Below are 22378 nucleotides of genomic sequence, written 5' to 3'. Positions count from 1 at the left end.
GGCGACGTGAACTACGCCTTCGACCGCACCCAGCACGACCGGTCTGCGTACCTGCGCACGGACGATGCGTGGCGTACGCCTGATGTGCGGGTCATGGTGATCGGCGGCGAGCACGTCGCCACGGTGGGTGGTCGGGGCATCCGGTGGACCGGGATCGACGAGGCTCCGGATGGGGAGTGGTTGTTCCTCGGGGTCAAGGACGATGTCCGCTATGCCGCGGTGATGGTCGACCGGATCCCCACGGAGCTGGAGCCGGTCAGCCTGCGAGCGCTGGGGCCAACGATCGCTCCCGACGAGGCCTCGCTCGGGGTGCACGCGGTGGGAATCGCCCGCTGGCACCAGAACCACCGGTTCTGCGCGAAGTGTGGCCAGCCGTCGGAGGCGGCCCAGGCCGGTCACGTCCGGCGCTGTCCGGCGTGCGGGACGAACCACTTCCCGCGTACCGACCCGGCCGTCATCATGTTGATCACCGACGGCGACGACCGCGCCCTCCTCGGTCGGGCGCCGGCATGGCCGGAGGGTCGCTTCTCGACCCTGGCCGGGTTCGTCGAGCCGGGGGAGTCGCTCGACGACGCGGTGCGCCGCGAGGTCATGGAAGAGGTCGGCATCAGAGTCGGTGAGGTGTCGTATGCCGGCAGCCAGCCGTGGCCGTTCCCGTCGAGCCTCATGCTGGGGTTCTTCGGCGAGGCCCTGAGCTCGGACATCGTGATCGATGAGGACGAGATCGCCGAGGCTCGCTGGTTCACCCGCGACGACGTCACCGAGATGACCGGCTCGACCGAGCTGATGCTGCCGCCCACGGTGTCGATCTCCCGCTGGCTGATGCAGAAATGGCACGGCGGGACGATCCACGGCAAATGGACCTAAGAACCCTCCGCTGACGGGTCACTTCTTGTCCCCTGACGGGTCAGTTGTTGCACCGTGTGGCAACGGCTCGCGACAGGTTTGTGCCCTCGCCGGACGGCTTGTGACCCGTCAGCGGACGGTAGGTGACCCGTCAGGGGGCAAGAAGTGACCCGTCAGCGGGGGTGGTGGCGGGGGCCTACGAGGCGAGCTGGGCCTTGATCTGGGCCAAGGAGGGATTGGTCAGCGCGGTGCCGTCGGCGAACACGAGGGTCGGCACCGTCTGGTTGCCGTTGTTGGCCTTCTCGACGATCTGAACCGCCTCGGGGACCTGCTCGATGTCGACCTCGTCGAATGAGATGCCCTCGCGCTTGAGCTGACTCTTGAGGCGGTGGCAATAGCCACACCAGGGGGTGGAGTACATCGTGAACGTGCCCGACATGGAGTGTCTCCTTCGACGACTAGTCTGATCATCTCAACACAGATGCGAAGTCGCCCATTCCAACCCCCACTCCCGAGGAGCCCGTGTGCCCGACGCCGAGGACCTGCTGACGGGTCTCGACCCGGAGCAGCGCGAAGTCGCGCAGGCCCTGCGCGGTCCGGTCAGCGTCGTCGCAGGTGCGGGCACCGGCAAGACCAGGGCCATCACCCACCGCATGGCATATGGCGTGGCGACCGGCGTCTACAAGCCGACCGAGGTTCTCGCCGTGACCTTCACGACGCGCGCCGCCGGTGAAATGCGCACGCGGCTCCGGCAGCTCGGAGCAGATGGCGTCCAGGCGCGTACGTTCCACTCGGCGGCGCTGCGACAGGCTCGCTACTTCTGGCCACAGGTCTATGGTGGCGAGTTCCCGGAGGTCACGGCATCGAAGTTCGCGCTGGTCGCCGAGGCGGGTCGCCACGTCGGGATCCGCACCGACACCCCGCTGCTGCGCGACCTCTCGTCGGAGATCGAGTGGGCCAAGGTCTCCAACATCCGGCCCTCGGCCTATGTTGCGGCGGCCGGACCCGCGCGCCGCGAGGTCGCCGACCTCGACCACGGGACCGTCGCCAACCTCATGACGGCATATGAGGATGTCAAGCGCGATCGGGGGCGCATCGACATGGAGGACATCCTGCTCGTCACGGCCGCGATCCTCGCCGACGACGAGCGCATCGCCGCACAGGTGCGTCAGCAATATCGCTGGTTCGTGGTCGATGAGTTCCAGGACGTCAACCCGCTCCAGTCGACCCTGCTCGAGCTGTGGCTCGGTGGGCGCAGCGACATCTGCGTCGTCGGCGACCCGCGCCAGACGATCTATTCGTTCGCCGGCGCGTCGCCGGAGATCCTCACATCGTTCGCCCGTCGCCACCAGGGCGCCGAGCGCATCGAGCTGGTCCGCAACTATCGCTCCACCCCGCAGATCGTCGCTGCCGCCAATGCCGTGTTCAGCAGGAGTGGCAACACCGACGGCGTACGCCTGCAGTCCCAGCAGGAGCCGGGAGACCCGGTCAGCTACGTCGGGTTCCCCGACGAGCAGGCCGAGGCCAATGCCGTCGCCAGCGAGATCGCACTCCTGCACCGCCGGGGCGTCTCCTACAAGGAGATGGCGATCCTGTTCCGCATCAATGCCCAGTCCGAGGCTTTCGAGGAGGCGCTCGGTGAGCACGCCATCCCCTACGTCCTGCGGGGCGTGGAGGGCTTCTTCCGTCGGGCCGAAGTACGCCAGGCGGTCACGCTGCTGCGCGGGGCCGCGCGAGGCGGCGAGGGTGGCGGCGAGCTGGTCCAGGAGGTGCGCGCCATCTTCGCGGCCATGGGTCACACCGACGAGCCGCCAACCGGCGCAGGCGCCGTGCGCGATCGTTGGGAGTCGTTGCACGCGATCGTGTCGATGGCGGTCGATCTCATCGAGTCCGACCCAGCCGCCGACCTGACCGCACTGGTCGCAGACCTGGACCGGCGCGCCGACCAGGCCCACGCACCGGCCGCAGACGGCGTCACGCTGGCGACCCTCCACTCGGCCAAGGGCCTGGAGTGGGACGCGGTCTTCTGCATCGGCATGCACGAAGGCATGATGCCCAGCGTCCATGCCGACACCCCAGCTGCCGTCGAGGAGGAGCGCCGGCTCTTCTACGTCGGCCTGACCCGCGCCCGGCACGACCTGATGATCTCGTGGGCCGTCACGCGCAACCGTGGGGGCCGCGGCAATCGTCGGCCGACCCGGTTCCTCGACTCACTGCTGCCCGCCGATCACGAGGCCAGGCAGACGGCCCGCCAACCCCGCGAGCGCAAGGTCGCCAAGTGCCGCGTGTGCAACACGATCCTGGCGGTTGCCGATCGCAAGCGGGGTCGCTGCGAGGACTGCCCCGCGACCTACGACGAGGAGCTCTATGAGCTGCTGCGTGCGTGGCGCACCGAGCAGGCGACCGAGCAGGGCAAGCCAGCATACGTGATCTTCACCGACGCGACGCTGCAGTCGATCGCCGAGGTCAAGCCGGCCGATCCGGATGCCCTCGCCCGGGTGCCCGGCATCGGGCCGGCCAAGCTGGAGAAGTATGCCGATTCAGTGCTCGAGCTGATCGGCAAAGCCCGGTAGCGACTCCTCGAGGATCGACCTGAACGGTGCCGTCGCCCCGAGCTGGCTCAGCACGCCGATGCCGCCGATCCAGACCCGGTGGATCAGCAGATATTGCGGTGGGAGATTGATCTTCATCGCGGTGCCCATGCCCTCCGCGGTCGGTGCACTGACCCGCAACATCTGCTCGCGCATCCACTCCCGGCTGAACGTGAACCGCTCGACCCGCGCGGGCTCGACGAACGGTCCGATGTAGCGCGCGATGGTGTCAGCGTCGAGATCGGTCGTCTTCTTGAGGAAACCCTCGTCGCGCAGCCCCTCGAGCACGAGATCGAACTCATCGTCGACGGCGTGGCGCAGCAGCCGCCCCATCGACACGGGAAGACCCTCGGGCAAGCGGGCGACCGCTCCGAAGTCGACGACGCCGAGCCGTCCGTCGGGCATGATCCGGAAGTTGCCCGGATGCGGGTCGGCGTGCAGCATTCCGGCGCGAGTCGGCCCGGCGAACAGGAACCGGACGTACTCCTCGCCGTAGTGGTCCCGCTCCTCCTGGGTCCCGTCGGTGATGACCAGGGCCAGTGAGGAGTCGCTCTCGAGCCAGGACGAGACGAGGGCCCGCTCGGTGAATGCCAGCGCCTGCGGCACGACGATCTCCGCATCCCCGTCGAACTCGGCCGCGAAGACGCTCTGCGCACCCGCCTCGAGGCTGTAGTCGAGCTCTTCGGCCACCCGGTCCTGCAGCTCCTGCACCAGGGGCTTGACGTCGAGCCCCGGGGCGAGGGTGCCGAACAGGCGAGCGAGCCTGGCGATCTGCTTGAGGTCGGAGGTCAGCGCCTTGGCCGCGCCGGGATATTGCAGCTTGACCGCGACGGGTTGCCCATCGGCCCAGACCGCGCGATGGACCTGCCCGATCGAGGCCGATGCGGCCGGCTTGTCCTCGAATGAGATGAACTGCTGGCGCCAGTCGGGACCGAACTCCTCGGCCATGACCCGGTGCACGGTGCCCGGAGGCATGGGTGGAGCCGAGTCCTGCAGCTTGACCAGTGTCTCGCGGTAGGGGCCGATGAATTCTTCGGGCAGGGCGGCCTCGAAGATGCTCATCGCCTGACCGAACTTCATCGCGCCGCCCTTGAGCTGGCCCAGGACGCTGAAGATCTGGTCGGCCGTACGTCGCTGCACCTCGCTGAGCACCACGTTGGCCGGAGCGCCGACCATACGTTTGCCGAGGCCCATGGTCGTGCGGCCGGCGAATCCGACCGGCAGCGACGCGAGGCGAGCGGTGCGCATGAACGCACTGCCGGTGAGCGGGCGGTCCTTGGACGGGCGCTGGTCGGGCGGGCTGGCCTTGGCGGGCCGATCGGCCTTCTCGGGGGTGTCGGGCACCTGCTCAGGATAGTCGGGGCGTGGCGATCAAGCGGCGCGGAGCAGGTCGCACGTGCACGAGTGGTGAAAGGCGACCTGCCAGGTCATGCGGTCACCGGGTTCGGGGCCCACGGCCAGGCATCGCCCGAGAGTGCGGAGCGCCCTGCCGTCGGCGAGTGCCAGGACCTCGACCGCGAGCTCGAGTGCGGCGGCGTGCGACGTGACGGCGTCGACCGCCGGCGGAGTCATGCCTGCCGTATGGCGGCCGAGCTGGTGGACCAGCGCGGGCCAGGCCCGGTCCCAGTCGCCGCGATGCAGGTCGTGACAGGACACGCAGGGCGTATGTCCCGGCCGGACGAGCGGGCCGATCCGGACCCGATCCTCATCGATGACGACCGGCAAGTGGTCGAGGCCGAGCCGGACCGGTTGCTCGAACACGCCGCGAGAGGGCTCCGCGCGCGAGGCGATGACGAGCAGGTCCGGGTCAGGGGCGTCGAGGCGCGTGACGCCGGAGTCTGCGAGGACGGTCTGCGCGATGTCGACCAGTGACCGGGCGCCGGCATCGCAGTGGAACGCGAGACCGATGGCGGGCCTGCGGCTCAATCGGGCAGGATCGTCGCCGATGAGGTCGACGTGCCGGGCCTCGGCGTCGAGTCCGCGTCGTCGGGCGCCACTCCACCGGGTGGCGTCGAACACCGCCCCGAGGATGCGCAGCTCGGCCAGCACCTCGGCCACCGGGATCGCGAGATCCGGGATCGACTCGCGAGCGATCGCCGTGATCCGGTCGACATCCCGCGCGCCGTCGATGAGGCGCAGCAGCGGCAGCAGGCCGGGGCGATCGGCGATGACGATGCCCGGCGACGTGCCGACCTGCAGGTGCGTGGCATCGCGCCGGAGCAGGGGAGCGCCGGGACGGATCGCAGGTCGAAAGGTCATGCGTGCAGCGTGTCCGGCGAGGGCCGATCCGGCGAACCAGCCGTCCACAGCGCCCGACGACCTACCCCACACAAGCATCGAGGCCGACCCGCGTATGCGGACCGGCCACGACGAATGTTCGGGGAAGTGCGAGGCTCTCGCCCCGCGGGTGACTCAGGCCTTACCGAGGATCCGGTTCAGCTTGGTGCCACAGACCGGGCAGATGCCCTTGGCCATACGAGTGCCCTTGTCACTGACGTGGACCTCTCCAGACGTCTCGCGCTTTTCCTTGCACTTGACGCAGTAGAACTCGCCACTCCATGTTTCCGACATTGCGGCCTCCTTGCCGATGTGGTGCTAGTCACGCTCAGCCTACGCGTGACCGCGCAGGTTCACGCTCAGCCGGGCGTAATCGGCTCCGGCGAGTCGCGGCGGGCCTCATGCCTCTCAGGGCTCGAAAAGGAGGCTCCCGACGCAGCCTGCCTTCCCCTTGCGCACCCCGTCGGGAGCCTCGAATGGCCTTCACCGTAGGCGTGTGGACGGGTCCTGGCAACCACTTTGGCCATGCTGTTTTCCACGCCTGTGGATAACAATGGGGACAAGTTGTGGGGAACGCCGACCAGGTATGTGGACGGCGCGGTGCACAACCTGTGTGCCGGCCAGCGGATCGGCCCGGACTGCTCGGCTGACCAGCCGCGATGCACAGGCCGCGCTGTGGACGGATAAAAGGTGGGCCCCGGCCAGTAGATTCACCTGCATGAGTGAGGTCGAGATCCGGCGCAGCACGCGCCGCAAGCGCACGGTGCGCGCCTATCGCGAGGGTGACAAGACCATCGTCCTGATGCCGGCGCACCTGTCACCCGCTGAGGAGGAGCGGCACGTCCGCAGCCTCGTCGAGCGGCTCGACCGGCGCGAGCAGCGCGTACGGCCCAGCGATGACGACCTCCAGGCCCGCGCGACCGTGCTCTCACGCACGTGGCTCGATGGCCAGGCGGTTCCGGCGTCGGTGAGATGGGTCTCCAACCAGAACAGCCGATGGGGATCGTGCACGAGCGACGATCGCAGCATCCGGTTGTCCGACCGACTCAAGGGCATGCCCGAATGGGTCATCGACTACGTCCTGCTGCACGAGCTCGCGCACCTCATCGAGCCCAACCACAGCAAACGATTCTGGGCGCTCGTCGAGGCCTATCCCGAGACGGCGAAGGCTAAGGGGTTTCTCGAAGGCGTGTCGTGGCGGCAGCGATGAGGTCCTGGACGGACTGATCGGTTCCATCCGGCAGGGCGCTGACGTCGAACCAGGCGAGGTCGTCGGACTCGTCGCTGATGACGAGCTGGCCTCCGGGTGGAGCCACCGCGACATATTGCACGTCGAGATGGTGCGATGGCCGGATCGGTCCACACGACGGGACCTCGTGACGCGACAGCAGCACCGGCACAGGATCGATCGTCAGGTCTGGGATGCCGCTCTCCTCACGGCCCTCCCGCAGTGCGGCATCGGCGAGCGTCGAGTCGTCGGGCTCGCAGTGGCCACCGGTCTGCAGCCACCGCTTGATGACGCGGTGCAGGGTCAGCAGGACGCGCCGGTGATCGGCGGAGAAGATGATGGCGCTCGCGGTCAGGTGATCGGGGTGGCAGCCCTTGCTCCATGCGTCGTCGCGTGCCGCGATGTGGGAGAGATAGAGCGCGCGCAGGCGCTCCTGCTCAGGGCCCGGGGGCGACCAGTCGGCGAGCACGGCCTGCGCGTCGTCGCGCAGCGTCACTCCCGAGGGCCGTCGGGCGCAGCGTCACCGGTCTCGTCGCCGGGGTCGGTATGGCCGTCGAGCAGCTCGCCGAGGGCCGCATCGAAGTCGTCATCGCCCTGGGTGCGGGACTCACCCTGAGCGAAGCCCAGAGGATCGTCGAGATCTGCGGCCGTCGGCATGAGATCGGGATGGCTCCAGACCGTGTCGCGGGCATCCGGACCTTGCCGGTCACGCAGCGCCGCCCACAAGGTGGTGGCCTCGCGGAGCTTGCGCGGTCGCAGCTCGAGCCCCACGAGGGAGGCGAAGGTCTGCTCGGCCGGACCCCCGGCTGCGCGACGCCGACGCATCGCCTCGGCGAGGGGGCCCGCAGCGGGCATCCGCTCCTTGGTCGCCTCGGAGACGACCTCGTCCACCCAGCCCTCGATCAATGCCAACAAGGTCTCCAGCCGGTCGAGCGCCTTCTGCTGCTCGGGGGTGCGCTCGGGCTCGAACAGCCCTCCGGCGAGCGCCTCCTGGATCTCCTCGGGACGCGACGGGTCGAGGCCATGGAGCTGGGACTCGATCGCAGAGACATCGATGCGGGTGCCGCGACCGAACTCCTCGATCGCGCCGACCACTGCCGGACGCAGCCAGGGGGAGTGGTGGAACAGCCGGTGGTGCGCGCTCTCGCGCAGCATGATGTAGAGGAGCACGTCGGAGGCCGATTGCTCGAGGCCTTCGCCGAACGCCTCGACACCGGCCGGCAGCACGGCGGCGATCCGTTCGGTGCCGAGCGGGATGCCGATGTCGGTGGACGAGGTGACCTCGCCGGCGAGACCACCGAGGGCTTGGCCGATCTGCTGGCCGAACATCGCCCCACCGGCCTGCGACAGCATGCCCATGAGCGGCCCGGCCATGGCCTTGGCCTGCTCCGGCAGGGCTTCACTCATGGCGCTCACGACGTGCTGGGCGATCGGCTCGACGAGCTGCTGCCAGGTGTCAGCCGTGGCCTCGATCCACTCGGCCTTGCTCCAGGCTGTCGCGGTCGTGGCTCCGGCGGGGATCGTGGTGATGGTGTCGAGCCAGGACTCGGCAAGGCGGGCGGCGTCGTCGACGGCGCCCTGCTGGGCCGAGTTGGGCGTGGGGTCGGGGCCTGCGGCGGCGAGGGTGTGCCGAGCGACGTCCTTCGCCAGGTCGAAGTTGACGCTGCCCTCGTGCGGCGCGAACATCTTCTGCATCTGGCCCATGATCTCGCTCATGTCCATCTGGCCGCCCGAGAACGCACCGAACAGCTGCTCCATGGGCGTTCCCTTGAAGGGGTTGTCGGGCTCTTCGTTCTCATTCTCGGCCATACGTCAACAGTAGCGAGTCGCTCCGCGGGTCCCACGGGATCTGTGTTCGCTTTACGATGAATCACCATGACTGCCGTCCGCCTCATCGACATCCGCGACGTCCCGCTGAGCCTCGACGAGGTGTATGCCGCGGTGACCGATCCCCTGGCCGGCGGCATCTGCGTCTTCGTCGGGACTGTTCGTGACCACGACGAGGGTCGAGACGTTGCTGCACTCGGCTATTCCTCGCATCCTACGGCGCGGGACCGCTTGCGTGACGTCGCCGATCGCATCGCGGTCGAGTGCGACGTCGTCGCGCTGGCCGGGGTTCACCGCACGGGTGACCTCGCGGTGGGGGACCTGGCTGTCGTCGTCGCGGCGTCGGCCGCGCACCGGGCACAGGCGTTCGAGGCCTGCCGGCGGCTGATAGACGAGCTCAAGACCGATGTCCCGGTCTGGAAGCACCAGACATACGTCTCGGGCGACGCCGCGTGGGTCGGGTCGGGCGAGGACACGCGGGTTGCCGGGACTGACTAGGCTCACGGTGTGTCCGACCCGCATCAGTTGAGCCGTCGCTACACGACCTTGGTCGTGGCAGCGATCTCCCTCATCGTGATCACGTGCGTCGCCTGGTTGGTGCCGGTGCCCTACGTCACGCTGAAGCCTGGGCCGGCCATCGACACCCTCGGCAAGTTCGAGGACAAGCCGGTGTTCACCTTCGGCAAGGACGTCAAGACCTATCCGACCTCCGGCTCGCTGGACTTCACGACGGTCTCGGTCACCCGACCCGACGGGCGCGTCTCGTTGGTCGGCGCGATGACAGCCTTCTTCGACCCTGATGTCGCCGTGGTCCCCAAGACGCAGGTCTATCCCGAGGACGAGACGGCCGAGCAGTCCAGTGCCGCTTCCGCAGCCCAGCTGTTGGGATCCAAGGACTCATCGCGGGTCGCCGCGCTGCGGGCCGCCGGCTACACCGTGACCGGCCGGGCCTCGGTGGCTGGTCTGGTCAAGGGCGGCGCGGCCGCGAAGCTCCTGAAAGTGGGCGACATCGTCACGGCCGTAGACGGCTCGAAGGTCGCCACACCCGACGCCGCGGTCAAGGGTGTCGGTGCGCACCGGCCCGGTGAGACCGTCAGCCTGACGATCGAGCGCAAGGGCGAGACCAAAGATGTCCCGATCGTGACGCGCGCAGATCCCAAGGACAAGGCCATCCCGCGTATCGGCGTCACGCTCGGCGTGAAGTACCGCTTCCCGTTCAAGATCGACAACACGGTTGGCAGCTCGATCGGCGGGCCGAGTGCCGGCTCGATGTTCGCCCTCGCGATCTACGACAAGCTGACGGCCGGTCAGCTGACCGGCGGCAAGAGGATCGCCGGTACCGGCGAGATCGGACCTGATGGCACGGTCGGACCGATCGGCGGCGTTCGGCAGAAGATGGCCGGCGCCTCGGACGACGGAGCGACGATCTTCCTGGTGCCCGCGGCCAACTGCGCCGAGGCCGTCGATGGCGACGACCACGGCCTCAAGCTGGTCAAGGTCACGAAGCTCTCCGACGCGATCTCCTCGCTGGAGGCGCTCGCCACCAATCCGAAGGCTTCGGTGCCCTCATGCAGCTGATGCCCGACTCGCCCCTGCGACGGGTCGCCCTCGAGGTCGAGTCCCACGTCGCAGCGCAGGGCTGGGACCAGCCGCCCCGCCTTTTCGCGCTCGTCCCGACCGCTGACCTGGTGGCCCGCGAGCCGGGCCTCGCCGGTCAGCTGTCCGATGATCCGGTGGGCATCACCCCGGTCGAGCAGGAGCTGCCGCAGGACCGCGAGCTCGAGGACCTGCTGACCGAGATCGTGTGGCCCGATGCCGTCGCTGGCTGCGCTGCCGTCGTCGAGCGCATCATGCTGCCGCCGGAGGCCGAAGCATCACTTCCCGACGACCCGGACGAGCTGCTCGCCGCCGCCGCGGCTCACCCCGACCGCCGCGAGGTGCGACTCGTCGCGGCAGTCATCCGCGACGGCGCAGCGCACAGCGCCGTACGCGCCAAAGAACCCCTCGATGCTGAGCTGCTCGAAGGTCCCGATCTGGTCCCCGGACTGATCGAGCACCTTCGGCGCACACTGGCATAGAGTCTTGTCACCCCCACCACCTGGAGCCACGTGAGCGACATCTTCGGAACACCCGCACCCCGCCGGCCGCCAGGGCGCGCTCCCGAGCGGCGCCAGCGGGTGCTCGTGCCCACCCTCATCACGCTCGCGGCACTGCTGTTCCTCGGATCGATCTTCACCAACGTCTGGACCGATCGCCTGTGGTTCCAGTCGGTCGGCTACGGCGACGTGTTCCGCAGCGTGCTGCTCACTCGGGTGACCCTGTTCCTCGTGATGGGCCTGATCTTCGGCCTGTTCGTCGTCGCCAACCTCTACATCGCCTACCGGACGCGTCCCGACGCCGCGCCGATGCGACGCGACGACCCGGCATACCGCTATCGGCTGGCGCTGACCCCGCTCCTGCGCCCCGTCACGATCGGTCTTGGCGTCGTGCTGACCGGTTTCGCCGGATCTGTCGCCCAAGCCCACTGGGACACCTACAAGATGTGGCGCAACGGCAGCTCGTTCGGCATCAAGGACCCGCAGTTCAACAAGGACGTCGGCTTCTACGTCTTCGACTATCCGTGGTGGCGCTTCCTGTCGTCGTTCTCGTTCGCGCTGATCGTCATCACGGTGCTCGCCGTCCTGTTCCTCAACTATGTCTATGGCGGCATCCGCATCGCGGGGCGCGGGCCCAAGCTGACCCGGGCTGCGCAGATGCACCTCTCGGTGCTGGTCGGCCTCGGCGTCCTGCTCAAGGCGGTGTCCTACTACCTCGACCGGTTCGGTCTGATGATCAGCTCGGGCAAGCTGATCGACGGCGGCACATACACCGACATCAACGCCCGCATCCCCAGCAAGAACATCCTGATCGGCGTCGCGATCGTGTGCGCGCTTCTGTTCTTCGCGGCGATATTCATCCGCTCCTGGGCGTTGCCGGCGATCGGTCTCGGCTTGCTCGCGCTGACCTCGATCCTGATCGGTGCGATCTGGCCAGCGGTCATGCAGGGCTTCCAGGTCAAGCCGTCCGAGCCGGACAAGGAAGCGCCGTTCATCAAGCGCAACATCGAGGCGACCCGTCAGGCATACGACGTCGACAGCACCAAGGTCGAGTCCTACTCCGCCAAGACGGCCCTGACACCGGCCGAGCTGGCCTCATCTGCGGAGTCGCGAGTCAGCACCCGACTGCTGGATCCGACGCTCATCGCCGACGCCTTCGAGCAGCTCCAGCAGGTGCGTGGCTACTACACCGTGCCCAAGACGCTGGATGTCGATCGCTACAAGCTCGGCGACGAGACCCAGCCGCAGGACACGATCATCGCGGCGCGTGAGCTCAACCTGTCGGGCCTGCAGTCCAGTCAGCGCAACTGGGCCAACGACCACACGATCTACACGCACGGCTATGGCATCGTCGCGGCGCGCGGCAACGAGCGTGGACCCAATGGCGAGCCGGTGTTCGTCGCGCGGGACATCCCGCTGGTCGGTGAGATCGAGACCACGACGCCCCCGCGGATCTATTTCGGCGAGCAGTCGCCGTCCTACTCGATCGTCGGACGCCCCAAGGGTGCGCAGCCGATCGAGGTCGACATCCCCCGCGGTGGCGCAGCGACCGACGACGCGGGCAAGGCCAACGCGACCCAGAACACGTACGACGGCAAGGGCGGTGTGCCCATCGGTGGCCTGTTCAACAAGGCCCTGTATGCCTTCAAGTTCGCCGAGCCCAACATCGTCCTGTCGAGCCGGGTCAACTCCGCCTCGAAGATCCTCTACGACCGTGAGCCGCGTGAGCGGGTCAAGAAGGTCGCACCGTGGCTGACGGCCGACGGCGACTCCTATCCTGCTGTCGTCGACGGTCGCGTGGTGTGGATCGTCGATGCCTACACGACGAGCAACTCCTATCCATACTCTGAGCACCGCTCGCTGCGGGACTCCACGGCCGACACCCTGACCGACGGCCAGTCACAGGCCGCGCTGCCGACCGATCAGGTCAACTACATGCGCAACTCGGTCAAGGCCGTGGTCGATGCCTACGACGGCTCGGTCAAGCTCTATCAGTGGGACACGAAGGACCCGATCCTGAAGACGTGGATGAAGGTCTTCCCCAACGTCGTCGAGCCCAAGGCCAACATCAGCAGCGCGCTCCTGGAGCACTTGCGCTATCCGGTCGATCTGTTCAAGGTGCAGCGCGATGTCTTGCAGCGCTATCACGTGACCGACGCACAGACGTTCTATGAGGACGGTGAGCGCTGGAAGGTGCCGGAGGACCCGACGGCACCGACAGGCTCCAACGCACTGCAGCCGCCCTATTATCTGTCCACGGCCCGCCCCGGCGAGGACAACCCGCAGTTCTCCGTGACCAGCGTCTATCTGCCCAACAGCAGACAGAACCTCGCGTCATTCGTGTCGGTCAACTCCGAGGCGACGGACACTGCGAACTACGGCAAGATGCAGATCCTGCAGCTGCCGAGCGAGACGCAGATACCCGGTCCGAGCCAGATCGCCAACGACTTCCAGACCGACAAGGGAGTCACCCAGGCGTTGCTGCAGTTCGAGCAGTCGAAACAGGCCAACATCCTGCGCGGCAACCTGCTCACCCTGCCTGTCGGTGACGGGTTGCTGTATGTCCAGCCGGTCTACATCCAGCGGAGCGCGGTCGAGGGCTCCTATCCGGTGCTGCAGTTCGTCATCGCGTCATTCGGCAAGGATGTCGGCTTCGGTCAGACGCTCGATGAGGCCTTGCGCGTAGCACTCGGTCTCGAGGCCGGCTCGACGCCAGACGAGCTCGACGACCCGAGCGATCCGACAACTCCGGGTGAGGAGACACCTGCGTCCAAGACCGCGTCGGCCCTCCTCGACGACGCAACCGGCTTCTACGAGGATGCGCAGAAGGCGCTCAAGGACGGCGACCTGTCGACATACCAGCGCCGGATCGCCCAGATGGCCGACGCGATCGAAGCAGCTCAAAAGGCTGTCGAGGATGAGGCGGCGGCCAAGAAGAAGTAGGTGCGGGGACCCCGGATTTGATCCGCGGGTCCCGGCCCCGTAAAGTAGTCGAAGCGACGCGGGGTGGAGCAGCTCGGTAGCTCGCTGGGCTCATAACCCAGAGGTCACAGGTTCAAATCCTGTCCCCGCTACCAAATGAAGGCCCCTGACCAGCAGAGATGCCGGTCAGGGGCCTTTGTCATGCCTTCAGGTCAGTACCGGAACGACCGCGCACCACGTACGCCGGCTGATCGGCCCCGTGCCAGGCGCTAGTTGGCGAAGCGCCGCCTGTAGGAGGAGGGGGTTGTGCCGTAGGTGGACGCGAATCGTTGTCGAAACGTCACCACGCTGTTGAAACCGCAGTCGCGGGCGACCTTGTCGATCGGCAATGACGTACGTTCCAGCAGGCGGCGGGACTCGTCGAGTCGGCGGCTGAGGATCCAGGCAGCCGGGCTGGAGCCGGTGGTCTCGGCGAAGCGTCGCGTGAAGTTGCGCCTGCTCATCCCGGCGTGCTCCGACATCGCGTCGACCGTGAGCGGTTCGTCCAGGCGGGCGAGCGCCCAGTCGATCGTCCTGCCGAGCTGCGCGGATCCGGCGTGCTCAGGCACCGGTCGCAAGACGTACTGGGACTGCCCGCCGTCGCGGTGGGGTGCGACGACCAGGTGTCGCGCGACGGTCGCTGCAGCGTCTGAGCCAAGGAGTGTTCGCACCACGTGCAGGCATGCGTCGATGGCCGAAGCGGTCCCGGCCGAGGTGAGGACGTCACCGTGGTCGACGTAGATGGCGTCTGCGTTCACGGTCACATTTTCACGACGCGAGGACAGAGCGGCCGCCGCGCCCCAGTGCGTCACGGCCTCTCGACCGTCGAGCACCCCGGAGTCAACAACGGGGAAGGCTCCGAGGCACAGCCCTGCCACTCGGACCCCGCGACCATGCGCCGTGTGGATCAGGTTGATCATTTCCGGGCCCGTCGCGCGGAGATCGCTGTGCCATGACGGGAAGACCAGCACATCAGCACCGGATGCGTCGGCAGGGCTGCTCAGGTCGGAGAGAAGGACTCCGTCGACGGTCCGCACGTGGGAGGACTCGGACCAGACGATGGTCTGCCAGGTCGGCGCAAGACCCAGCCGGGCGACTTCGCCGAACACCAGCGAGGGTGCCGCGAGGTGAAACAGGCTCATGCCGTCGAAGGCGTGAATGGCGATCTTCATCTTGTCCCAAACTCATCGTAAGTGTGCCTCTGAGCCACTCACGATAGCCGATCGAAAGGCTGCACGATGGATGAGCAACCCTCGATCAAGGAGAACACCATGACTGCACCGCGTAGAGCCCTCTTCGTCGTCGACGTGCAACAGGAGTACTTCGACGGCCCCCTGACCGTGCAGCACCCGCCAGTCGAGCAGTCGCTCGCGAACATCACTCGGGCGATGGATATCGCCGCCGATCTCAACATGCCTGTCGTGGTCGTGCAGCACGAGCTGCCCGAGGGCGCTCCCGTGTTCGCCGTCAACTCCGCGAGCTGGGAGCTCCACCCGGACGTGGCCAAGCGCGTGCGCCCGGAGTGGAAGCGCGCGACGAAGAGCTTCGGCAGCGTCTTCGCTGGTACGGACGTGGGGGAGTGGCTGCACGAGCAGGGTGTCGACACGATCGTCATTGCTGGCTACATGACCAACAACTGTGACATTGCAACGGCTGTCGAGGCGGAAGGCCGTGGGCTCGCCACTGAGATCCTCTCCGACGCCACCGGAGCCATCCACCTGTCCAACGAGGCCGGATCGGCGTCCGCGGAGCAGTTGCACAGCACGCTCATGACGCTGCTGCACTCGAACTTCGCAGCAGTCGCCGACACCGAGACCTGGATCGCAGCGACGAGGAACGGCGTCGCCCTGCCTAAGAGCGATCTCGGGACTTCCGCGGTGCAGGGCCTCGCCGAGTTCGGCGCGTGACACAAGGCGAGCCGGTGTTGGTGCAAGCTTCGTCCTGAGCAGCACCAGTCTCTTGTTGGTTGAAGGCTCGAGCGTCAGCGACCAGCTGGCGGAACACGGCATCAGAGATCCGGCGCTTGAGACAGCGCATCGCTTCCATCCTGGTTTGCTGGCCGCGAGCTTGCGTTGGTAGTAGGCCCGTCCTTCGGTATCGAGCCAGATCTGGGTGGTCGCGGCGATGTGGATCATCCGGTTCATCCGACGTTCCCGGCCAGGGAGAGACGATGGCTTGTCTGCTCACCCGATGATTCGTCAAGCGGCGCCGTGCCAGTCCAGGACGCGAACCGGTTGCGGTCAGCGAATCTGACGACGTCGCCGCGGCATGCGCGGCATCCAGCCGGGCGAGTAGGGCTTGGCCATCAGAGTTGGCCTCGCGGAGCATCTGCGCAGCCTCGACCGGGCGCGGACAACAGCGTCCTGTAGCAGGGTGGGTGGCTTTCAGGATTTCGGCTTGTGTCTGCGTCCCTTCTTCCACCAGGTGGTATCAAGGTGGTTGCCCTGTGGGTCCCATCGTTCCCAGGCGCCGTCCTTTACGCCCTGGTCGAAGGTGCCCTTCTGACGGAGGACGCCGTTGGCTCGGTACCAGATCCAGGCTCCGTGGAGCTCACCCCGGTCGTATCCACCTTCGGAGCGAAGGCGACCATCGCCAGCGAAGTGTCGCCAGTGCCCGGCACGGTCGCCGTCGAGATATTCCCCGGTCATGGTGCCGCCATGGGGGTCGGGTTCGGACCACAGCCCTGACTTGCGTCCTTCGGCGTCGAAGGAGTTGAGGTGGTCCGAGCTCATGAGCCGCTGACAAGCTGGATCAGGTTGCCGCAGGTGTCGTCCAGGATCGCCGTGACCATTTCGCCCATCGCCGTCGGGGGTTGGGTAAATCGGACGCCGCGCTGTTCGAGCTCGCGGTGTGCGACGTGGACATCCTCGACCGCGAAGGACGTGCAGGGGATGCCGTCGGCGAACAGCGCCTCCTTGAAGGATCTCGCGGCAGGGTGCTCGTCCGGCTCCAGAAGCAGCTCGACGCTGTGAGCAGCGTCGGGCTCGGCGACCGTGAGCCAGCGATGCTGCCCCAAGGGCACGTCGGTCTTCAGGACGAAGCCGAGCTGGTCGGTGTAGAAGGCGAGAGCCTTTTCCTGGTCGTCGACCAAGACGTTTGTGACATGCAGTCGTGCGTGCAAGGTATTGCTCCTATCTCGATGTCGGCCACCGCTGCGAGATCTCAAGTAGCGGCTGAGTGTTCAGGTGGTGGACTTTCGTTCGACCCTCGCGATGCGAACGGACGAGGTCCGCGTCCTCAAGGACCGAGAGGTGCTGGGAGATCGCTTGTCGACTCGATGCGCTTCCATGCTTCATGGCCAAGCGGGTGCAGACATCGAAGAGCGTCAGGCCGTCCCGATCGAACAGCTCATCCAAGATCTGACGTCGCGTGGCATCTGCCAGCGCCCGGTACACGCCTCCCATCCCTCGATAATATGCAAGTGTCTGCTTGCCTGTCCAGGGGATTTAGCAGGCGGGGCTAGAGTCGCGCCGTCACGTTCGCGCATGGCCCCGGATCGACACAGGGTGCAAACCGAGCAGATCCCGGCTATGACGCGCGCCCAGGCCGTGCCAGACAAGGACGCCCGGCTTCTCCGGAGGCGCCTTGAAGACGACTCCCCGAGTCGTCATTGTGGCAATCTGGGGCCGGTGATCATCATCGCTGGCCATCTCCTCGCGGCCGCCTCTGAGCGCAGCCGCCCGTCAGGCGCCCGAGTGCCAGGACTTCGTCCAGTCGGCCGACCCGATGGACCCAGAGCGCATCGACACTTGCGAGCACTGGGACAGTGACGAAGTGCTGATGTCCTTCCGCACCGCAGGGGACGAGGACGAACACCCACTGCTGACGCCAGAGCTTCCTGGTGCTGAGGTCGCGAAATATCGGATCTCAGCCGTCGAGAGTCGGTACACCGATCGTCACGCGGAGCGTGACCAGTAGCGCGTCTTTTCGCCGCATCAGGACACTTCTGCGTGCGAAGACACGAGATTCAGAGCCACACCTTTGCCCTCCCGGCGGTGACTGCTCGCAGGTCGGTGGGAAGCGCCGCTAGACCTTCAATCTGGCGACGCTTCTCGTGATGCTCTCGCCCTTCTTCTCGAGGAAGGCGATCTCACCAAACTCCAAGTTCAACCAGGCGTCGTGCTCAGTCAGGGGCTCGGAGGCGAAGATGACGGACGTCGCCTCCTCCTCCGTGCAATCTTCGAAGTCGTAGGTCGTCTCGTGATGCTCGAAGTTGCGACCCATCAGCAGATACATCGGCTCCAGGAGCATGGAGAGAGCGAAATCATCCGTACCCGGGCCGGACTTTCGCAGTTCTCTCCACTCCCCCGCAGGATCAGTCTCGCCCTTGTGTCCTACGCCGAAGTTGACTCCGATGATGCGGTTCGGGGAGACCAAGGCCATCTTCAACTTGGTCAGGCTCACGAGCTCGAGACTGTTCATTGCCTGAACGATGAGCTTCATCATCTCTTCGAATCCGCGCTGGACACCTTCGTCGCTGTCGTCCTCGAGGAGGGAGAGCAGGAGCACGTAGAGGAACTCCGTATCGGTGTTGCCGCGCATCTGCTTCAGGAACCCGTCCTTGCAGTGCTGGAGCAGCTCCCGTTGCAACAGCTTCCAGTTCGGCAGGTCACCATTTTGGGCAATGATCCAGGGGGTGCCCTGATATGAGTACGGGTGGCAGTTCTCGTCGACCAGGACCGTGGCCGAGTTGTAGTCGGCAGCTCTCACATGAGCAAGCAGCGTGCTGGTCTGAAGACTTGGCACGATGCCGGCAACATTGTCGTCGTAGAACGCAGCCATCGGTCGGTGGTAGAGCAGGGGCTCATCCGGCTTCAGCAGATGTTCACTCCAGATCCCGAATCCCCAGCCTGCCAGCTGAAGCTGCGGATGACGCTCTGGGTCGAGGGTCTGGTTAATGAGACTGTTCTCGGGCTTGAGCAGCAGATTCTCCACAGGTATCTCTGGCCCGATGTAGGCGAGAACTCGGCACATGCGTTTCCCTCACTGTCGGGTCTGCTGTCTGGAGCGTGATCTTTGGCGCGGATGCTCCCTGCGCTTACCGGGGACCACGCGTATCTGCAGCCTATGGGCCCGGGCGGCGCCACGTTCGACGCCGGTGCTGTTCATCCAGAGCGGCGTCATCCGAGGGGCCTGGTCCCCGTGCCCATCTGCCCGTCTGGGGGTGTCTCGCTGGTGCTGCCTATCACCGCTAACGTACGTGGCAGACACCTGTTCGCTGGGCTCATAACCCAGATGTCACAGGTTCAAATCCTGGCCCCGCTACCATTGTGATGTCTCAAGAGATAGGCAAGTCCCGAACCTGCGGAAGCGGGTTCGGGACTTGCTATTTGCGCGGTTGGTAGTCGCGTTCTGGGTCGATGGTCAGCTCGCGGAGCAGTTCGCCGGTGACGGCATTGATGATCCTCACTTCGAGGTCCTGAACGAGCAGGATGATGTGGGTTCGGGCGTGGGTTCGGCCGACGCCGATGTGGTGGAGTTTGCCGTTGACCCGCAGGGTCACGGCGCCTGTTTTGTCGATGCGGTCGTGACGGATCCGGTCATGGGTTTCGCGGTCTCGGCTGTCGCCTGGCAGAGCTTTCGGCATGGTGTCGAACAGGGCCGCTGGGGTTGCTTGGTGCGGCAATGAGCGATGAGGTCGGCGGTGGTTGTATTCGTCGACGAACGCGTCGAGCAGAGTCTGCAGTTGCTCGATTGTTTCCGGGCGGAAACTTTGCGCGCGGAGCCACTTCTTGAGTGTCTGCTGGAATCTCTCGACTTTGCCCTGGGTCGTGGGGTGGTTGGGTCGGCCGTTCTTCTGGACCACGTGCAGTCGTCTGAGTTCGTGCTCGAAGGCATTGCGGCCGCCTTGGCGTCCGAGGCCGGCGAGTCTGACGGTGAACACCATCCCGTTGTCGGTCAGCGTTGAGGCTGGAATTCCGGCGGTTTTGACAGCTGCTCGGAACTTGGCCAGCACGATCGGTGTGGTGACCCTTCGGTGGGCGGTGACGCTAATGGCGTAGCGGGTGCAGTCGTCGAGCCAGCTCAGGATCTCAACATCGACGCCGTCGATGAGGCGGTAGTGGGTGAAGTCTGATTGCCAGGTCTCGTTGGGCATCGCGGCTTGGAAGCGGACGTAGGAGGACTTGGGGCGCTTCTTCGGCTCAGGGACCACGAGGCCGGCTTTGGTCAGGTGTCGGCTGATCGTGGCGGCCGAGACTGTGATGTTGTGGTGATGTGTGAGGTGCCACTTGATGGTGTCGGGGCCGGCGTCCAGACCTGCCGCGGAGAGGTCTTGTCGCAGTCTGACGATCAGTTCGACAGTCGTCGCTGGTGTCGCGGCTGGCGCCGTCTTGGGTCGTCTCGAGCGGGGCTCGAACGCGGCCTCGCCGTCGACCCGGTAGCGGGCCATGAGGCGTGAGACCCAGGCCTCAGACAGTCCATAGGTGCGGGCGGCTTGGGCTTGCGACAGGCCTTGGACGGTGATCGCGGTGATGACGAGGCGGGCTTTGGACACCTCCGAAAGGGTGGCCGGGAGTCTTGCCTATGTCTTGAGAGATCTCTTGCCTATGTCCTGAACCAGCACACTGTCCCCGCTACCAATGTGATGTCTCAGGACATCGGAAACTCCCGGACCTGCATTTTGCAGGTTCGGGAGTTTTTTCATGTGGTTTTGCGTCGCGGCTGGGGTCGATGTATAGGTCGCGGAGGAGTTTTCCGGTGATTGCGTTGATGATGCGGACGTGTAGGTCGTCGATGAGCAGGATGACGTGGGTTCGGGCGTGGGTTCGGCCGACGCCGATGTGGTGGAGGCGGCCGTTGACGCGTAGCGTGACGGCGCCGGTTTTGTCGATGCGGTCGTGCCGGAAGCGGAAGCGGAAGCGGATGTGGGTGTGGGGGTCTCGGCTGTTGCCGGGCAGGGCTTTGGGCATGGTGTCGAACAGGGCTGCCGGGGTCGCCTGGTGGGGCAGGGAGCGGTGGGGTCGGCGGTGGTTGCACTCATCGACGAACGTGTCGAGGAGTCGTTGGAGCTGTTCGATGGCCGCGGTCGTCGGCAGCTCAGCTACGTTGCGCCTCAGGCGCGGGGGACTCCACGTCCACGACTCGTCCGCCCAGGGCTTTGGCGATGCGGTTCAAGGACCTACCGGACGCATGGACCTGCGACGCCTTCACAGTCTGGACCCCAGCAACCGCGAGAAGCTCCGTGCGAACCAGCCCGGCGTACGTCACCGCCATCGCCGGACACGTCTCGCACGCTCCCTCGAAAGTCACAGCCACAACGCCCGGCGCGGCAATTTCGGCCGTCATGTCGCCGGCGTGCCCCCTGAGACGGGGACGAATGGTCTCCAGCGCCCGCTCGAGCTCCTCGAGGACGATCTGCTGTCCGCTCACGAGAGGCCGAGCTCCCGTTTCTTGGCCTCCAGATCAACGCCCAGGGCGTTTGCGAAGTTGAGGCCGAAGACGCGTTCCTTGGTCTCGCGGGTGAGCTCTGGATAGCCGTACCTGTCCTGAAGCTCCTCGGGCATCTCCATCTTTGCCCACAGGTTGATGTAGGCCTGGATGTCGGGCCAGATGAAGCCCTCAGAGCCGTAGGAGAGGCGCTCGTTGCCAACACTCAGCAGCGCCTGCCCGAGCCGGTGGTACATCGGGTAGGGCTGAAGGAAGAATTGGTTGAACCACAGCGGAAGCATCAAGTGGATGTTCGGGAAGCGTCCGGCGATGCTGATGGTCTCATCGACATAGGGGTCTCCCATGTGGTGAATTCCGAAGTTCAGGTCCGGGAAGTCGTAGGCGGCCATCTGCAGGTCGTTGGGCTTGAACGCTTCGACGGGGTGCATGCCAAGGGGGTATCCCTTGTGGAACTGCACGAGCTTGATGCCCAGCTCGAGCGCCTTCTCATACAGTGGGTACGCCAACTCACGGCTGTCGGCGGCCCAGGAGTGAGCGCGATCTTGGTAGCCGTAGAACTTGAAGCTCACTGCGCCCCACTCGACTACCTGCCGCTCCATTTCCTCCAGGGCGAAGTCAAGCCCCTGCCAAGAAGGGTCAACCCCTCCGGTGAAGAGGAGTCGGCTCGGGTTGGAGGCGGCCAGCTCGTGGCACAACCGTGCGGGGCCGAGGGAGTCCTTCCACGGCCCGAACAATGGCACCGTCTGCACCATTGCCAGGTCCGTGTCCGAACGCTCGAACAGCTGCGCATTTGCCCAAGCAGGGGCGACCGGGTCGTAGAAGTCTTCCTTGTCAGCCGGTCCCCCCTTGCTTGCCATCAGCTTGTTGAAGGCCGCTTGATTGGTCCGATGGGCCACGACGTTGCGACCAGTGCGTCCGGGCGCAATTTGACGGTCGGTGAAGTCCTGCGTATGGACCACACAGTCGAAGACGAACATGCCGTCCTTCACGAGGCCTCCTTCGAAAGTAGCTACCGAGTTGACCGCAGCGTACCTTATGCAGGCATAAAGTAGCCATAAAATGGACAATCTGTTCGAGATATGGTTAATGTGGGCCGTTCGATTACCCCGGAACGGGTCTGACACGGGCTAGGGTGGTGGCACTGTCCAGCGAACGAGAGGAAG

Annotated in this window: 22 protein-coding genes and 1 tRNA gene; 9 read left to right on the top strand and 14 right to left on the bottom strand. The window is 66.0% G+C overall.

The window, feature by feature from the left end; all coding sequences use genetic code 11:
- Window positions 1-6: 6 nt before the first annotated feature.
- Window positions 7-867 carry an NAD(+) diphosphatase gene (gene nudC, locus WKF39_RS13280; protein ID WP_340389176.1) on the top strand — a complete coding sequence of 287 codons (861 nt, stop codon included), beginning with the start codon at window positions 7-9 and terminating at the stop codon, window positions 865-867.
- Window positions 868-1042: 175 nt separating this feature from the next.
- On the opposite strand, the gene WKF39_RS13275 is transcribed toward nudC, so the two are convergent.
- Complete coding sequence (locus WKF39_RS13275) at window positions 1043-1285, bottom strand: mycoredoxin (RefSeq protein ID WP_340389174.1); 243 nt, start codon at window positions 1283-1285, stop codon at window positions 1043-1045.
- A gap of 85 nt (window positions 1286-1370) precedes the next feature.
- Between WKF39_RS13275 and WKF39_RS13270 the strand changes: the two genes are divergently transcribed.
- Complete coding sequence (locus tag WKF39_RS13270; RefSeq protein WP_340389172.1) at window positions 1371-3419, top strand: ATP-dependent DNA helicase UvrD2; 2049 nt, start codon at window positions 1371-1373, stop codon at window positions 3417-3419.
- On the opposite strand, the gene WKF39_RS13265 is transcribed toward WKF39_RS13270, so the two are convergent.
- From WKF39_RS13265 to WKF39_RS13255, 3 genes are all read right to left on the bottom strand, one after another.
- Window positions 3387-4781, bottom strand: a complete 1395-nt coding sequence (locus tag WKF39_RS13265; protein WP_340389170.1) for an AarF/ABC1/UbiB kinase family protein — start codon at window positions 4779-4781, stop codon at window positions 3387-3389. The two genes, WKF39_RS13270 and WKF39_RS13265, sit on opposite strands and share 33 nt — an antisense overlap.
- Window positions 4782-4808: 27 nt before the next feature.
- Complete coding sequence (locus WKF39_RS13260; protein ID WP_340389168.1) at window positions 4809-5696, bottom strand: hypothetical protein; 888 nt, start codon at window positions 5694-5696, stop codon at window positions 4809-4811.
- Between the two features lie 153 nt (window positions 5697-5849).
- Entirely contained in the window at window positions 5850-6008 is a 159-nt protein-coding gene (locus WKF39_RS13255) for a DUF5679 domain-containing protein (RefSeq protein WP_162891075.1), read from the bottom strand.
- A gap of 424 nt (window positions 6009-6432) precedes the next feature.
- On the opposite strand from WKF39_RS13255, the gene WKF39_RS13250 reads away from it, so the two are divergent.
- A complete protein-coding gene (locus WKF39_RS13250; protein ID WP_340389164.1) occupies window positions 6433-6924 on the top strand; it encodes a YgjP-like metallopeptidase domain-containing protein in 492 nt (163 codons plus the stop codon).
- Here the strand turns inward: WKF39_RS13250 and WKF39_RS13245 are convergent.
- The gene (locus tag WKF39_RS13245) at window positions 6884-7438 is read right to left on the bottom strand and encodes an NUDIX domain-containing protein (RefSeq protein WP_340389163.1); all 555 of its coding nucleotides are present in this window, start codon (window positions 7436-7438) and stop codon (window positions 6884-6886) included. The two genes, WKF39_RS13250 and WKF39_RS13245, sit on opposite strands and share 41 nt — an antisense overlap.
- On the bottom strand, window positions 7435-8751 hold the full coding sequence (locus WKF39_RS13240; RefSeq protein WP_340389161.1) for a zinc-dependent metalloprotease: 1317 nt from the start codon (window positions 8749-8751) through the stop codon (window positions 7435-7437). The genes WKF39_RS13245 and WKF39_RS13240 overlap by 4 nt, the downstream gene beginning before the upstream one ends.
- 66 nt (window positions 8752-8817) lie before the next feature.
- On the opposite strand from WKF39_RS13240, the gene WKF39_RS13235 reads away from it, so the two are divergent.
- The 5 genes from WKF39_RS13235 to WKF39_RS13215 all read left to right on the top strand — a co-directional run bounded on the left by WKF39_RS13235 (window position 8818) and on the right by WKF39_RS13215 (window position 13942).
- On the top strand, window positions 8818-9267 hold the full coding sequence (locus WKF39_RS13235; protein WP_340389159.1) for a molybdenum cofactor biosynthesis protein MoaE: 450 nt from the start codon (window positions 8818-8820) through the stop codon (window positions 9265-9267).
- 9 nt (window positions 9268-9276) lie between these two features.
- Entirely contained in the window at window positions 9277-10347 is a 1071-nt protein-coding gene (locus tag WKF39_RS13230) for a PDZ domain-containing protein (RefSeq protein WP_340389157.1), read from the top strand.
- Window positions 10347-10847 (top strand): PPA1309 family protein, encoded by a 501-nt coding sequence (locus tag WKF39_RS13225; RefSeq protein ID WP_340389156.1) that lies wholly within the window; start codon window positions 10347-10349, stop codon window positions 10845-10847. Before WKF39_RS13230 ends, WKF39_RS13225 begins: the two co-directional genes overlap by 1 nt.
- 30 nt (window positions 10848-10877) lie before the next feature.
- Complete coding sequence (locus tag WKF39_RS13220) at window positions 10878-13808, top strand: UPF0182 family protein (RefSeq protein ID WP_340389154.1); 2931 nt, start codon at window positions 10878-10880, stop codon at window positions 13806-13808.
- Window positions 13809-13865: 57 nt separating this feature from the next.
- Window positions 13866-13942, top strand: a tRNA-Met gene (locus tag WKF39_RS13215).
- A gap of 114 nt (window positions 13943-14056) precedes the next feature.
- Here WKF39_RS13215 and WKF39_RS13210 read toward each other — a convergent pair.
- A complete protein-coding gene (locus tag WKF39_RS13210) occupies window positions 14057-14998 on the bottom strand; it encodes a helix-turn-helix domain-containing protein (protein WP_340389152.1) in 942 nt (313 codons plus the stop codon).
- A 66-nt stretch (window positions 14999-15064) separates the two neighbouring features.
- Here WKF39_RS13210 and WKF39_RS13205 point away from each other — a divergent pair, with 66 nt between their 5' ends.
- Complete coding sequence (locus tag WKF39_RS13205) at window positions 15065-15733, top strand: isochorismatase family protein (RefSeq protein ID WP_340389150.1); 669 nt, start codon at window positions 15065-15067, stop codon at window positions 15731-15733.
- Between the two features lie 477 nt (window positions 15734-16210).
- Here the strand turns inward: WKF39_RS13205 and WKF39_RS13200 are convergent, their stop codons facing one another.
- The 7 genes from WKF39_RS13200 to WKF39_RS13170 all read right to left on the bottom strand — a co-directional run bounded on the left by WKF39_RS13200 (window position 16211) and on the right by WKF39_RS13170 (window position 22339).
- Complete coding sequence (locus tag WKF39_RS13200; protein WP_340389148.1) at window positions 16211-16558, bottom strand: hypothetical protein; 348 nt, start codon at window positions 16556-16558, stop codon at window positions 16211-16213.
- Entirely contained in the window at window positions 16555-16947 is a 393-nt protein-coding gene (locus WKF39_RS13195) for a VOC family protein (protein WP_340389146.1), read from the bottom strand. The genes WKF39_RS13200 and WKF39_RS13195 overlap by 4 nt, the downstream gene beginning before the upstream one ends.
- A gap of 10 nt (window positions 16948-16957) precedes the next feature.
- Window positions 16958-17230 carry a metalloregulator ArsR/SmtB family transcription factor gene (locus WKF39_RS13190; protein ID WP_340389144.1) on the bottom strand — a complete coding sequence of 91 codons (273 nt, stop codon included), beginning with the start codon at window positions 17228-17230 and terminating at the stop codon, window positions 16958-16960.
- 622 nt (window positions 17231-17852) lie between these two features.
- Entirely contained in the window at window positions 17853-18800 is a 948-nt protein-coding gene (locus WKF39_RS13185; RefSeq protein WP_340389142.1) for a class II glutamine amidotransferase, read from the bottom strand.
- A gap of 352 nt (window positions 18801-19152) precedes the next feature.
- Window positions 19153-20322, bottom strand: coding sequence for an IS481 family transposase (locus tag WKF39_RS13180; protein WP_340388430.1), 1170 nt, complete (start codon window positions 20320-20322; stop codon window positions 19153-19155).
- A 542-nt stretch (window positions 20323-20864) separates the two neighbouring features.
- On the bottom strand, window positions 20865-21197 hold the full coding sequence (locus tag WKF39_RS13175; protein WP_340389140.1) for a NifU family protein: 333 nt from the start codon (window positions 21195-21197) through the stop codon (window positions 20865-20867).
- Window positions 21194-22339, bottom strand: coding sequence for an amidohydrolase family protein (locus WKF39_RS13170; protein ID WP_340389138.1), 1146 nt, complete (start codon window positions 22337-22339; stop codon window positions 21194-21196). Before WKF39_RS13170 ends, WKF39_RS13175 begins: the two co-directional genes overlap by 4 nt.
- Between the last annotated feature and the right edge of the window lie 39 nt (window positions 22340-22378).

The organism is Aeromicrobium sp., from assembly GCF_037719875.1.
Taxonomy (GTDB): Bacteria; Actinomycetota; Actinomycetes; order Propionibacteriales; family Nocardioidaceae; genus Aeromicrobium.
Note: the sequence above shows the minus strand (reverse complement) of the source record. Positions and strands in the feature narration are given on the sequence as shown.